9 protein-coding genes are annotated in these 14,989 nt (G+C 32.8%); 5 read left to right on the top strand and 4 right to left on the bottom strand.

Translation table 11 applies throughout. The features are described 5' to 3' along the window. Positions 1–17: 17 nt before the first annotated feature. Positions 18–1,472, bottom strand: a complete 1,455-nt coding sequence (gene ccoG, locus B4J88_RS12930; RefSeq protein ID WP_291067801.1) for a cytochrome c oxidase accessory protein CcoG — start codon at positions 1,470–1,472, stop codon at positions 18–20. A gap of 144 nt (positions 1,473–1,616) precedes the next feature. Between ccoG and B4J88_RS12925 the strand changes: the two genes are divergently transcribed. Then, positions 1,617–2,051: a hypothetical protein gene (locus tag B4J88_RS12925; RefSeq protein WP_291047044.1), complete on the top strand. Its 435-nt coding sequence runs from the start codon at positions 1,617–1,619 to the stop codon at positions 2,049–2,051. On the opposite strand, the gene B4J88_RS12920 is transcribed toward B4J88_RS12925, so the two are convergent. Next, a complete protein-coding gene (locus tag B4J88_RS12920; protein ID WP_291047045.1) occupies positions 2,052–2,933 on the bottom strand; it encodes an AraC family transcriptional regulator in 882 nt (293 codons plus the stop codon). A gap of 78 nt (positions 2,934–3,011) precedes the next feature. Between B4J88_RS12920 and B4J88_RS12915 the strand changes: the two genes are divergently transcribed. Then, positions 3,012–4,079: a patatin-like phospholipase family protein gene (locus B4J88_RS12915; RefSeq protein WP_291067800.1), complete on the top strand. Its 1,068-nt coding sequence runs from the start codon at positions 3,012–3,014 to the stop codon at positions 4,077–4,079. Between the two features lie 40 nt (positions 4,080–4,119). Here B4J88_RS12915 and B4J88_RS12910 read toward each other — a convergent pair whose 3' ends face one another. After that, positions 4,120–4,446: a hypothetical protein gene (locus tag B4J88_RS12910; protein WP_125349744.1), complete on the bottom strand. Its 327-nt coding sequence runs from the start codon at positions 4,444–4,446 to the stop codon at positions 4,120–4,122. A 139-nt stretch (positions 4,447–4,585) separates the two neighbouring features. On the opposite strand from B4J88_RS12910, the gene B4J88_RS12905 reads away from it, so the two are divergent. From B4J88_RS12905 to B4J88_RS12895, 3 genes are all read left to right on the top strand, one after another. After that, positions 4,586–4,807, top strand: coding sequence for a hypothetical protein (locus B4J88_RS12905; protein WP_038336897.1), 222 nt, complete (start codon positions 4,586–4,588; stop codon positions 4,805–4,807). Positions 4,808–5,044: 237 nt separating this feature from the next. After that, positions 5,045–10,093, top strand: coding sequence for a translocation/assembly module TamB domain-containing protein (locus tag B4J88_RS12900; protein ID WP_291067799.1), 5,049 nt, complete (start codon positions 5,045–5,047; stop codon positions 10,091–10,093). Continuing rightward, positions 10,090–12,438, top strand: coding sequence for a BamA/TamA family outer membrane protein (locus B4J88_RS12895; RefSeq protein WP_291067798.1), 2,349 nt, complete (start codon positions 10,090–10,092; stop codon positions 12,436–12,438). Before B4J88_RS12900 ends, B4J88_RS12895 begins: the two co-directional genes overlap by 4 nt. 127 nt (positions 12,439–12,565) lie before the next feature. On the opposite strand, the gene katG is transcribed toward B4J88_RS12895, so the two are convergent. Further along, positions 12,566–14,785: a catalase/peroxidase HPI gene (katG, locus tag B4J88_RS12890; protein WP_291067797.1), complete on the bottom strand. Its 2,220-nt coding sequence runs from the start codon at positions 14,783–14,785 to the stop codon at positions 12,566–12,568. Positions 14,786–14,989 lie beyond the last annotated feature (204 nt).

Below are 14,989 nucleotides of genomic sequence, written 5' to 3'. Positions count from 1 at the left end.
GATAGTGTCTTATTTAACTAAAAAGGCGCCATAAAACTAATCGTATAATGATCGATGGTTTTTCCATTCAAATCTTTCAATTCCAAACTAACTGGTACTTTATACGATTTTAGCTCGCTTTTCGGAATTTTAATATCAATTAAACCTTGCTTCAATTCGCCTTCGTCTATCTTTATATATTTATCAGGTTCTACTAGCAATACGGTTTTTCCACCTTTGAAACCATTCACATTTACAACTAATTTGTACGTTTCATTCGTTTTATTCATCAAACTATATTGCATCGTATTGATAATATAATCGCCTTCTACAACATAATCTTTTCCTGGAACTTGTAAAAATTTTACCTCGACATCACTTCTATTCGACATAAAAATCGTCATAGCAGAAATCATCGCAACCAAAACTAACGTAAACGTGACTAATCTTGCAGTTATTTTGAATGATTTTCCTTGTTCAATATTTTCTTCGGAAGCATATTTTATTAATCCTGTTGGCAAATTAATCTTCGTCATAATATCATCGCAAGCATCCATACAAGCTGTACAATTGATACATTCTAACTGAGAACCATTTCTGATATCGATTCCCGTAGGACAAACCGCCACACATTGACCACAATCGATACAATCTCCTTTTCCTGCAGCAACACGATCTTCACCTTTTCTGAATTTTGAACGTCCATTTGTGCTTTCACCACGTTTAAAATCATACGAAACTTGAATCGTTTTTTTGTCAATCAAAACACCTTGAAATCTCCCGTAAGGACAAACCAACGTACAAACTTGCTCACGAAACCAAGCGAAAACAAAATAGAAAAAAATACTAAAAATAAATGTTCCCAATAATAAACCTCCATGCTCTGATGGACCTTCGGTAATTACTTTGATCAATTCATCCATTCCGATGATATATGCCAAAAATATATTCGAAAAGAAAAACGAAATAATGTAAAATATCGTCCACTTTCCTCCTCTTTTCAAAATTTTTTCTTCGTTCCAATCTTGTTTATCCAAACGAATTTGTTTGCTTCTATCACCTTCTATCCAATACTCAATTTTACGAAAAACACTTTCCATAAAAATTGTTTGCGGACATAACCATCCACAAAACAATCGTCCATAAACAGTCGTAAATAATATAATAAAAACCACACTTACAATCATCCCGAAAGCAAGTAAGAAAAAATCTGTTGTAAAAAATGGATAACCAAAAAGAATGAAATTCGTATTGAACACATCAAATTTAAAAATAGGATTTCCATTTGTTAATTTTATAAAGGGTAACCCAACTAATAAAAGCAATAGAACCGAAGAAACAATTGTACGATAATTAGTGTATCTCCCAGAAGGTTTCTTCGCATACACCCATTTTCGAGTTCCTTTTTTATCCATTGTTGCGACCTCTGTTCTGAATTGCTCATTCTCTTTTTCGAACCCAAGTTGCGTTGTATCATGCTTTACATCACTCATACCATTTACTTAATATCTATGCAAATTTACCGCTACATCTACGCTAAACTTTGGCACTATTTATGGTATTTATGGTAATATTTACGGATTGATATAAATCATTAATTCATAAAAACATAGACCTCCCCCCCTAAACTACCTAGTATGAGAATTTTAATTTATTTTATCACATTATGCTTTGCAAATAGTTTATATGCGCAAGAAATACATAACACAAAAAATGTCTCTCAATTAGCTATTTATCCGAGCTGCGAAGATTCTACAGACAATTATTCGGGGTGTTTTGAAAACAAACTAACAGAAGATGTTTCACAGCGATTAGCGAATATAAAATTGGATAAAATCTTAAAAGGTTCAGGAGATTATTTCGCAAAATTATTTTTTGTGATTGATGAAAACGGAAACTTCACAAATGTAACTTCCCAAGGAAATGAAACTTTAGCAAGAATTTCGACACATATTTTATACAAAATAAATCGTGAACAAGAAGAAAGTGCAACCAAAATAAAACCTGCTTTAGTAGACGGAAATCCTGTAAAAGTTAGTTTTAATATTCCAGTAAAATACAATTTAAAGTAACTACGAATAATATTGTTTTCTGAATTGTTCGGGCGTAAACTCAGTGTATTTTTTGAAGAATTTCACAAAATAAGAAGCATCCTGAAAATTGAGTAAATACGCAATTTCTGTGACCGAAATTTCTTTATTTACCAACAAACGTTTTGCTTCTAAAACAATGCGACTTCTTATTAATTCACCTGCCGAAGTAGCTAACACATCTTTGCAAAGTGCATTCAAATGATTGGGTGTGATGTACAACAATTCGGCATACTCTTTTGGTAATTTTTTGATCTTGAAATTTTGTTCAATAAGTGACTGAAAATTACGCAACAACACCGATTGATAATCATTTTTTTTGACATTTACAGCTTCCAAACTACGTTCAATATCAATGAATAAATTCATCAAATGGAAACCAATTTTTAAATTCGAGAATTGATTATTTTCTTGATTTTCATTTATCATTTCTTCAAAATAACTTGAAATTTTTTCTTGTACATCTGGCGAAATTTCAACCACATGATCTTTCACCAAAATAGATTGTAAAAATCTAAATTTCTGTAAAATGGAAGAATTAATTCCAATCCAATCGAAAAAATTATCAAAGAAATTCACGACAAATCCATCATATTCTTCCTTAAAATACCATTGATGCACTTGCCCTGGTTTCATAAAATACATTGTTCCAGATTTTGCCTCAAATTTCTCAAAATCGATCAAATGCTCGCCACTACCTTCTGTAAAATAGACCAAATGGTAATAATTATGACTGTGAACTTCCTGTAAATGTGGATTACTATCAACATAACCTCTAAAACGATCGATGGAAAACAACTCATTGCTATTTTTTTCGGTATTCAGGTTACAGATATCGTATGTTGGAAAAAGTCTTTTAGTCATTTTGAAACAAATTATCAAGTGTAAAAATAAAGAATATTTGAAAGGAAAAATTTAACTTTAAACAATAGAACATCAAAAATGGAATTTAAAGAGAAAAAAATTGTCTTACTTTCTTTGGATGGCGGAGGAATTAGAGGAATTATATCGTGTGTCATTTTAAAATACATCGAAGATAAATTAAAGGAAATTCATGACGAAAATGCTAAAATAGGCGATTATGTCGATTTTATTGCAGGTACAAGTACTGGTGCTTTAATCGCTTCTTTGTTGTTATCGCCTTCGGAAGATAATCCTAAAAAAGCAAAACACTCGATTACAGATGCGTTGAATATTTATTTGGGAGAAGGAAAAAATATTTTCTCAAAAACATTCTGGACAATTCTCAATAATCCGTTGAGTGTGCTAAAAGATAATTTACCAACGCTTGTATTGGAAGAGCAATTAAAAATCGTTTTTGGAGATACAGAGTTAAAAGATTTGATTCGTCCTTCCGCGATAGTATCTTATGATACTGAGCATCAAAAACCAAAAATTTTCAATTCGATTGATGGAATCTCTCCTTTCCGAAATTTCTATGTAAAAGATATTTGCCGTGCTTCATCAGCTGCGCCAACTTATTTTGAACCTGCAAAAATAAAATCATTCGCTGATCAAGAATTTAGTTGTATTGATGGTGGTGTTTTTGCAAACAATCCAACTTTTGTTGGCTTTATCGAAACGCAAAAAATAAATTTTAATAAATACTTCAAAGATGAATTAAAGTATAATGGAACAGCTCCTTTACAAGAATTTATTATCATTTCTCTCGGAAATGGTTCGCGTGCAAAATCTTATAAACACGAACATTTAACAGGAATTTCAAAATCTAAATGGGTAGATCCTTTGGTAGACATTTTTATTTCGACTGGCGTTGATATGGTCGATCAGGAAATGAGAAGCATGTTCGCTTTATTGAAGCCAAAATATCAACAAAATTATTATCGATTTAATCCTGAAATTCCAGAATCTGCATTGGATTTAGGAAATGTTTCCAACAGCAACATTAAAACATTATTGGACGTTGCCAATGATTATGTCGCAAAACACAAAGAACATTTGGATGAAGTCGTTCAAAAATTAATTTTCAATCAAATTGAAATCTCATAAAAAAAGGCTTTGAGTAAAATTTCAAAGCCTTTTGTAATTTCTATTTATTTCGAACATAAACAAATATTTCCTGTTCTCGATTCAATCCTCTATTATCCACAATACTTTCTAAACACGCATGACAATCTGTTACAATTCCCTCTCCATTGTAATTCGTGTAACTCCCATTCTCTAGCGCAACAACATGTGGTTTCAACAAATCTGCATTCAGTTTTTTGCGTTCTCCAATCAAGGTGTACACATATTCACGTCCAGTTTCGTCAGTAAAATTATCTACTTTATAAATTTGATCCAATTCTCTTTCGTGATCAATTATAACAAATAAGTAGTCTTTGTGGCTATCTTTTTCAAAAAAAATTCTTCTCATAGCTTCAATTGTTTGACTCAAATTTAATAAAAGAATATTGGTTTTACCAATGAAAATTAAAAAGTTTTAAGAGAATTTTAAAATATTATCAATTTCAAAACAGATAATATTTTACTTTTACATTAGCCAAAACACAAAAATGAAAACTCTTCTAAAAATCTTGACTTTAGGATTAATTTGCCTTATTTGTCAACCAATTTTTGCGCAAAAAAACGCGAAATTAAAACATGACTTCGAAAAAATTATCCGTTCAAAACATTCATTTCCTTTTAATGGAGTTGTGATTGTTTCCAAAAATGGTAAAACGATGTATGAAAAAGTACATTTCTGGTATTATCCTTGTAGGAAATTTGTATCTTGAATCCAACTAAAACGAATAAAATCTAACCAATTGGAATTCAATACAAAAAAAATACTCAAATATTTCTCTCTTACGCTTTTATCAATAATTTTATTGCTGACCATTGCAATTTTTAGTTTACAGTTTCCTGCTGTACAAAATTTTGTAAAAAATAAATTAGTTAATTACCTCGAAAATAAAATACATACAAAAGTTCAATTAGATCGTATTTATATCGATTTTCCAAACAGTTTGGTCATGGAAAATCTTTTTTTACAAGGACAAGATGTCGACACACTTTTATCGGTCAAAAAATTTGACGTTGGTTTAGATATTTGGCAATTGACCAAAAGTAAAGCCGATATAAAATCTATTGATTTAAATGGTGTTCACGCGAATGTTATTCGTAAACCAGATGGAAAATTCAATTTCAATTATATTATCAATGCTTTTGCAACAGACGAAAAAGACGAAAGTCCTTCAAAGCCATTTATCATTTCGTTAGATAAAATAAAACTGAATGATATTAATGTTTCCTTCAATGATCAGCAAGCGGCAAATAACATCAAAGTTTATCTAAATTCATTTGATACGCGTGTCAAAAAATTCGATTTAGAGCAAAATTCGTATGGAATTGGCGATATCAATTTGGATGGTTTAAAACTAAAATTGAAACAAGATATTGTAAAAGAAGTTGCGAAAAAAGTAGAAGAAAAAGTAGATTCTTTGAATGATCAAAAGCCAATGAAAATTGAATTGAACGGAATTAATTTAACCAATTTTGAAGTAGATTATGGTGATGATATTTCTGGAATGTTTGCTAAAGTCAAATTCAAAGATTTCAAAACGCGTGTTAAAAAACTTGATTTACAACAAAATTCTTATGCGGTTGATGATATTTTAGTGAATGGTTTGTTGGTTGATTTTGATCAAAAAATGGTTAATAAAATCAAAGAAAATAATGTTGATAAAATTGATCCAAAATCTAAGCAAAACCCTCTTCAAATTGCATTAAACAAAATTAATTTGAATGATATAAAAGTCAATTATGGTGATGAAAACTCTAAGACTTTTGCCAAAATTAACTTAAACGAATTCGAAACGAAAGTCAATAAACTTGATCTTGACAATTCTATTTTCGATATCGAAAATATTTTATTGAAAGACGCAGATATTGAAGCGAATTTATACCTTTCTTCGAACAGTTCTACTTCAACCTCATCTACTTCTTCATCACCAATGAATTTGGTTTTGAATGAAACGAAATTAGAAAATGTAAAAGTAAAATACAACAATACAGCTGAACGTCGAACTGCACAAGGAATGGATTTTAATCATTTGGATTTTTCTAAATTAAATCTTGATTTGCGCGATTTCGAAATGAAAAATAACACATTTGCTGGACAAGTAAAAAGTGCTGAAATAAAAGAATCAAGAGGATTGAATATTCAGAAATTGACAACAAATTTCTTGTACGCAAACACACAAGCGTATCTGAAAAACCTCTATTTACAAACACCAAAAACTGTTCTTCGTGACGAAGTTATTTTGCACTACAATACGATTAATGAGTTAACTTCTCATCCAGAAAATGTTTTGGTTAATGCGAATATCAAAAACTCAAAAATTGGTTTTGCAGATATTTTAAATCTTGCTCCAACGCTTAGAAATACGACGCCTTTCGACAAATATCCAAACGCCATTCTGAGTGTTAACACCAATGTAAAAGGAAAAGTAAACGATTTATTGATTAACAATCTCCAAGTTTCTGGTTTAGACGATTTGCAACTTTCGGCTTCTGGAAGAGTGAAAAATGCGATGAATCCGAAGAATTTATTTTATGATTTAAACATCAAAAACTTCTCGACATCATCAAAAACGATTTATAATTTAGTTCCGAAAAAAACTATTCCAAATAACATTAGAATTCCTTCAAAGCTTTCTGTCAAAGGAAATGCAAAAGGAACAACCGAAATTATCAATACACAATTGGCAATAAATTCTACGTTGGGAAATGCGAAAATTGATGCAATTGTGGACATGCAAAAAAAGGATGCAGAAAAATATAATGTCAAAGCAGATCTACAAAATTTGGATATTGGAACGCTTATTAGCAACAAAGATTTAGGTAAAATAACTGGAAAAATTAACGCTGTTGGAACAAGTTTCAACCCTGAAAAAATGGTTACAAAACTTTCAGGAACCGTTTCATCCGCTTATTACAATAAATATACTTATCAAAATATTGCGCTCGACGCAAAAGTGAATCGTGGTGCGTTTGATGCGCATGTTTTCTCAAAAGATCCAAATGCGAATCTTAATTTAACTGCTTCTGGTGTGTACAAAAAGGATTTATCAGATGTAAAATTGAACGGAAATATTGTCAAATTAGATGTTCAAAAGCTTGGTTTTTACAATGAATCAATGATTGTTGCAGGAGAAATTGATGCCAATTTTGCTGATTTAAATCCAGATTATTTAAATGGTTCTTTGTACCTGAAAAACTTTGCATTATCCAATACAAAAGATGTTTTTCCAATGCAAGAAGTGAGCTTGATTGCGACTTCAACTGCTGATTCGAATCAAATTAGTTTGACTTCACAATTGGCCGATTTGGATATGAAAGGAAAATTTAAATTGACACAAATTTTTGGTTCGCTAACTTCAACAATTAACCAATATTATGAATTTCAGAAACCAAATAAAGACGAAAAAATAGAACCTCATCAATTCTTTACTTTGAATGCAAAAATTAAAGATGATGAGTTGATTCGAAGATTTGTTCCAGATTTGAAAAACTTCGAAACCATAACATTTGATGCAACTTATAATACAGATTCAAAACAGATTAATGTGGATGGAAAAATCCCAAATTTAACGTACGGAACAAATACGATTAACAATGGATTGATAAAATTATCCAACCAAAATGAAGCCTTGTTGTATTCGTTGAATGTGGATGCGTTAAAAAGCGAAAGTTTTCAATTACAAAAAATTGATTTGAATGGTGATATTACAAATAATGTGATCAATTATAACGTTTCGACAAAGGATGTGAAAGATGTAACGCAATTTTTGCTGGCTGGAAATCTAAAAACGTTGAATGATATCACGGAAATTAGTCTAAATCCGAATGGATTGGTTTTAAACTACGATCAATGGCAAGTTGGCGAAGGAAATTTAATTCAGTTAAGAAAAGATGGAATTGTGGCGAATAATTTCAGTTTGATGAACAATGGAAGTCAAATTTTATTGCAATCTGAATCGGAAAAAGGAACAAGTCCACTGAATATTACCATTAAATATTTCAAAATTGAAACCATTGCAGAAATCATTAAAAAAGAGGATTTACCTGCCGAAGGAACAATCAATGGAACAGCTCAAATTAGAGATTTAAACAAAGAAATGACCTTCAATGCTGATTTGACCGTTTCAGATTTAAAAGCTTTTGGAAATCCTATTGGAAATATTATAGCAAAAGTAAAAAACACTTCTCCAACCATGATTAACGCTGACATTACCTTAGATGGAAACAGCAACAACATGAAGATTTTTGGAGATTATAACACCAAAGAAAGTGCGTTTGATTTAGCTTTAGATATCAATCGATTAGAAATGAAATCGGTGCAAGGATTTACAATGAATCAAATCAAAGACACAGAAGGTTATATTTCTGGAAATCTAAAAATCGCTGGAACAATGGATAAGCCGAGCATTTTAGGTCAAGTCAAATTTAATCAAGTAGGTTTAACGATTGCTGAAACAGGAAGTAATTTCAGAAAAATTGATGACGTGATTGATTTCACGAACGAAGGAATTGAGTTCAATCGATTCAAAATTAATGACAACGATGGTAATTCATTAACGATAAGAGGAGAAATTTTAACCGAAACGTATCGTGACTTCGCTTTCAATTTAACAGCAAATGCACGAGATTTCAATGTGGTAAATTCAGAAAAATCGAACGACGCCATCATGTACGGAAAGTTAGCTGTTAATGCAAACTTAACGATAAAAGGTGACTTAGATTTACCGAAAGTAAACGGAAGCTTAACCGTGACTGATGATACGAATTTCACATTTGTTTTACCACAATCTTCACCTTCTTTACAAGAGCGCGAAGGAATTGTCGAATTTATCGATCAAGATCAAGTGGCGCTTCAAGAAACGATTAAAACAGATGAATTAATAGCCGAATCTAAAATAAAAGGGTTAGATGTAAGTGTCAATATTGAAATTAGTAAAGAAGCTAAAACATCTATTATCATCGACAAAGCAAACGGAGATTTTGTTGAAATACAAGGTGAAGCAGAATTAACAGGCGGAATGGATCCTTCAGGAAAAATGACGTTGGTTGGCGTTTATCAAGTAGAAAAAGGTGCGTACGAACTTTCGGTAAGCTTGTTAAAACGTCGTTTTGATATTCAGAAAGGAAGTACCATTACATGGACTGGTGAGCCAACTACAGCCAATTTAGACATTACGGCGATTTACAAAACAAAAGCTGCTCCCATTGATTTAATCGAACAACAAATTTCAGGTTATTCATCAGCAGAAATGAACATGTACAAACAACGAATTCCGTTCAATACTGAATTAATTTTAAAAGGTGAACTATTAAAGCCTGATATTAAATTCAATATTTCAATGGATAAAGACAATCCTTCCATTGCAACTGCGGTAATCGAAAATACACAATCGAAATTGGATCAGTTGAAAAATGATGAAGCCGAAATGAACAAGCAAGTATTTGCCTTGTTATTATTGAATCGTTTTATTGGCGAAAATCCATTCGAAAGTAAAACAAGTGTTTCTGCAGAAACAATGGCGCTACAAAGTGTGAGTAATATTTTGTCGCAACAATTGAATAATTTGGCGGATGATTTAATCCAAGGAATTGATATCGATTTGGGATTAGATACACAAGACGATTATTCTTCGGGATCTAAAAATACACGAACAGACCTGAATGTTGCCGTGAGCAAACGTTTGTTAAACGACCGATTGAAAGTTTCGGTTGGAAGTAATTTTGGTTTAGATGGTGATGCGCGAGAAAATGAAAACATGACTAATATTGCGGGTGATATTACAATTGATTATAGTTTATCGCGTGATGGTCGATACATGTTGAGAGCTTATCGAAAAGATGAATACCAAGTCGCATTACAAGGACAAATTGTAGAAACAGGCGTTGGATTTATCATCACATTAGATTACGATAAATTCAAAGAAATTTTCGAGAAAAGAAGAAAAAATAGAGCGAACAGAGCAAATAGAAAAACACAAAATCAAGAAGTGAAACCATGAAAAAATCAGTTTTAACCTATATCAAATTTATAACTTGTTCAATTTCTATTTTAGGTATTTCTTCTTGTAGCAATACACGTTTTCTGAAAGAAGGTGAAATGCTTTACACGGGCTCTAAATTAACAATAGAAGGCGATTCGTTAAGCAAAACCGACAAAGCTGAATTAAAAGATAATCTCGAAAAAAATATCATTCCAAAACCTAATTCAAGTTTTTTTGGACTTCGTCCTCGTTTGTACATTTACAACATCACGAGCGAACCTAAAAAGCAAAAAGGATTGAAATATTGGTTGAAATATAAAGTGGGACAGAAACCTGTTTTATTGGGTGATGTCGACATCGAATTCAATAAAGATATTTTAGTTAATTATTCTGAAAACAAAGGATATTTCAATGCCAAAGCACAGGGTGATACAATAAGTAAAAACAAAAAAGCGGAAGTGCATTATGTCTTGCAACCGCGCAAACGTTATTACATCAACCAAGTTAATTTCCCAAAAGATACCACTTTGGCGGTCAACAAGGAAATTAAAAAAACGCAAGCAAATACGTTACTGAAAGATAAACAACCTTTCGATTTGGATGTAATCAAAGCTGAACGAGAACGAATAGATGCGCGTCTGAAAGAAAATGGTTATTATTATTTTCATCCTGATAACATCATTGTGCAAGCGGATAGTACGGTTACGAATAAGCAAGATGTCGAACTATTTGTCAAGTTAAAAGACAAAACGCCAGAACAAGCAAAACAACAATATAGTATTGACAAAGTAATTGTTTTCCCAGATTATAACATTCGAGACGCACGAAAAGGTATCTATAAAATGCCGATGAACAATGATTCCTTAGCAAAATACGAGCAAAATGGTTTTTACATGGTTGATCCAAAAAATAGTTTCAAACCAAAAGTTTTTGATCGTGCGTTATATTTTAAAACGGGAGAGATTTACAACCGAGCAGATCATAATTTAACCCTTAATCGATTAATTAATTTGGGGGTATTCAAATTTGTGAAAAATGATTTCGTGATTTCTGATTCGGTTAACCATAAATTTGATGTGTATTATACCTTAACACCACGCGAATTTCAGTCGTTGAGATTAGAAGTTTTAGGACGAACAAACTCGGCGAATTATGGTGGTGGTGAGTTAAATTTAAATTGGACACATCGAAACATTTTCAAAGGTGCAGAACAGCTTAAAATGGCGTTATATGGTGCATTTGATATGCAATTGGGCGGACAAAAAGATGCAAATAATATTTTTAGAGCTGGTTTTAATACGCAACTTTCTATTCCGAGAATTGTAGCGCCTTTCAAATTTCATTCATCAAGTGCGTTTGTACCGAGAACCAATATTGAGATTGGTTACGAATATCAAAACAGATCGAGATTATATACGCTTCACAATTTCAATACTTCTTTTGGTTACGTTTGGAAAGAGAATGCGCAAAAAGAACATAATTTAAAGATTTTTAGTGCAACTTTAGTCTTTCCAGAAAAAGTGACAGATGAATACAACAGCAAAATCTACGATTCAATTGGAAATATCATCAACCCAAGTTTGAAACGCGTTGTCGACAAACAATTAATTTTTGGACCACAGTATTCGTATACGTATACCACAACAATGTTACCTCGAAAAAGCACATTCTATTACCGAGGTTTAGTTGATTTGGCTGGAAATTTAACAGGATTAATAACAGGTGCGAATGCGAAAAAAGACAAGGAAAAAGAAATTTTCAAAATACCATTTAGTCAATATGCAAAAATGGAACATGACTTCCGTTTTTACCATAAATTCTCGGAAAAATCATCAATAGCCACACGATTCATTGGCGGAATAGCCTATCCGTACGGAAACTCTGAATTTGTTCCCTATTCCAAACAATTTTTTGTAGGAGGAAGTAACAGTATTCGTGCATTTAGAGCCCGAACATTAGGGCCAGGAAGTTATGATCCACGTAATCAAAATTCGAATTTCTTTTTTGATCAATCAGGTGATATTAAATTAGAACTAAATGCAGAATTTAGACAAAAATTATTCAGTTTTCTTAACCTTGCGTTATTTGTGGATGCAGGAAACATTTGGTTAATTAACGAAGATGAAACACGTCCAGGTTCCAAATTCTCAAAAGATTTTATGAGCGAAATAGCAGTTGGAGCAGGTTTAGGATTACGTCTTGATTTTAATATTTTAATTTTAAGATTAGATTTAGCAACTCCACTTCGAGTGCCTTATTACGAAAAGAATGATCGCTGGACTTTTGATAAAATAGATTTTGGAGACAAAGCATGGCGAAAAGACAACTTGATCTTGAACATCGCGATTGGATATCCATTCTAAGCAAAGCGTAAAGCGTAAAGCGTAAAGCGTAAAGCGTAAAGCGTAAAGCGTAAAGCGTAAAGCGTAAAGCAAAAATAAAAAAAATGAGCGTCACAATGGACGCTCATTTTTTTATTTAATGATATATTTATTTTAAGTCAAAACGATCTGCATTCATCACTTTGTTCCAAGCTGCCACGAAATCATTCACAAATTTATCTTGCGCATCTGCTTGTGCATAAACTTCTGCTACGGCACGTAATTCAGAATTTGAACCGAATACTAAGTCCGCACGAGTTCCTGTCCATTTTGGTGCGCCAGTTTTACGATTAGATCCCATATAGATTTCTTTCGTTTCATCTGTCGCTTTCCAAACGGTACCCATATCCAATAAATTCACAAAGAAATCGTTTGTCAATTGACCTGGACGATCGGTGAAAATACCATGTTTAGAACCATCATAATTCGCATTCATCGCACGCATTCCACCAACTAAAACAGTTAATTCTGGTGCAGTCAAGGTTAACAATTGTGCTTTATCAATCACCAATTCTTCTGTCGAAACAGATCTTCTTGTATTTTTGCGGTAGTTTTTAACCCCATCTGCAATTGTTTCTAAGTATGCTACAGATTCAACTTCTGTTTCCTCTTGCGTTGCATCTCCACGACCTGCTGCAAACGGAACTGTAATTGTTTTCCCAGCATCTTTTGCTGCTTTTTCAATCGCTGCATTTCCTCCTAATACAATTAAATCGGCAATCGAAACTTGTTTTGAAGAATTCGCTGAATTAAATTCTTGTTGAATATTTTCTAAAGCTGTTAACACTTTATTCAATTGAATTGGATTATTTGCTTCCCAATTTTTCATTGGTTCCAAACGAATACGCGCACCATTCGCTCCTCCACGTTTATCCGATCCACGGAAAGACGAAGCCGAAGCCCAAGCTGTAGAAACTAATTCTGAAACAGATAATCCTGAAGCTAAAATTTTAGATTTCAAATCAGCGATATCAACCTCATCAATTAATTCATGTGTAACAGCTGGAATTGGATCTTGCCAAGTGAACACTTCTTTCGGAACATCTGCACCTAAATAACGAGAAAGTGGTCCCATATCACGGTGTGTCAACTTGAACCATGCCTTACGGAAAGCATCTTCAAATTCTTCTGGATGTTGCAAGAAACGACGTCCAATTTTTTCGTAAGCTGGATCCATACGTAACGCAATATCCGAAGTCAACATCGTTGGTCTTAATTTTTTTGAAGCATCATGCGCATGTGGAATAATTTCGCCTACATCTTTTGCTACCCATTGATGAGCACCTGCAGGAGATTTTGTTAATTCCCATTCGAAACCAAATAAATAACTTAAAAATAAATTTGACCATTCTGTTGGTTTACTTGTCCAAGTTACTTCAATACCTGATGTAATTGTGTCACCTGCATTTCCTGTTCCGTACGAGTTTTTCCAACCCAAACCTTGCATTTCCAAATCAGAAGCTTCAGGATCTGGGCCAACATGATCAGCCGAAGCCGCACCATGCGTTTTTCCGAAAGTGTGACCACCAGCAATCAACGCCAATGTTTCTTCATCATTCATTGCCATACGCGCAAACGTATCACGAATATCGCGTGCCGAAGCCAAAGGATCTGGATTACCATCTGGACCTTCTGGATTCACGTAAATTAATCCCATTTGTACCGCAGCCAACGGATTTTCTAAATCGCGATCACCAGAATAACGGCTATTTGCACCACCACTCTCTTCTAACCATATTTTTTCAGAACCCCAATAAACATCCATATTTGGTTCCCAAACATCAGCACGACCACCAGCAAAACCTAACGTTTTGAATCCCATCGACTCTAATGCTACATTTCCTGTTAAGATAATTAAATCTGCCCACGAAATTTTATTACCATATTTTTGTTTGATAGGCCAAATTAAACGACGCGCTTTGTCCAACGAAACGTTGTCTGGCCATGAGTTAAGCGGCGCAAAACGTTGCTGTCCTTCACCTGCTCCACCACGACCATCTTGCACACGGTATGTACCCGCACTATGCCACGCCATACGAATGAAAAATGGACCATAATGCCCAAAATCTGCTGGCCACCAATCTTGAGAATCAGTCATCAAAGCTTTTAAATCAGCTTTAACAGCTTCTAAATCTAATTTTTTAAATTCTTCGGCGTAATTAAAATCTTCCCCCATTGGGTTCGATTTATTTGAATGTTGACGTAAAATATCAACTTTTAATTGATTTGGCCACCAATCTTGATTTTGTGTTCCTTCTCCTGCCACTGGTTTTGACATTGTACCATTGTGGAAAGGGCATTTTGAAATATCACCTCCTTGATTCTCCATGAATACTATTTTTTTATGTTTAATAATTTTTGTTTTGTAAATATCATAAATATAGTAATTTGTCTTATCAATTAAAAATCAAATTGTTTTATCAATCAATCAATTTATTTTATATAGAATGTAAATTAAATAGTTATTAATTATATTATAAAAATTGATTCGTTTATTTTTAATGAGTAAAGAGATTTCGAGAATCGACTAGCT

This window comes from Empedobacter sp. UBA5036 (assembly GCF_002415215.1).
Lineage (GTDB): Bacteria > Bacteroidota > Bacteroidia > Flavobacteriales > Weeksellaceae > Empedobacter > Empedobacter falsenii_B.
The sequence above is the reverse complement of the archived record's forward strand: the minus strand, read 5'-3'. Positions and strand labels throughout refer to the sequence as shown.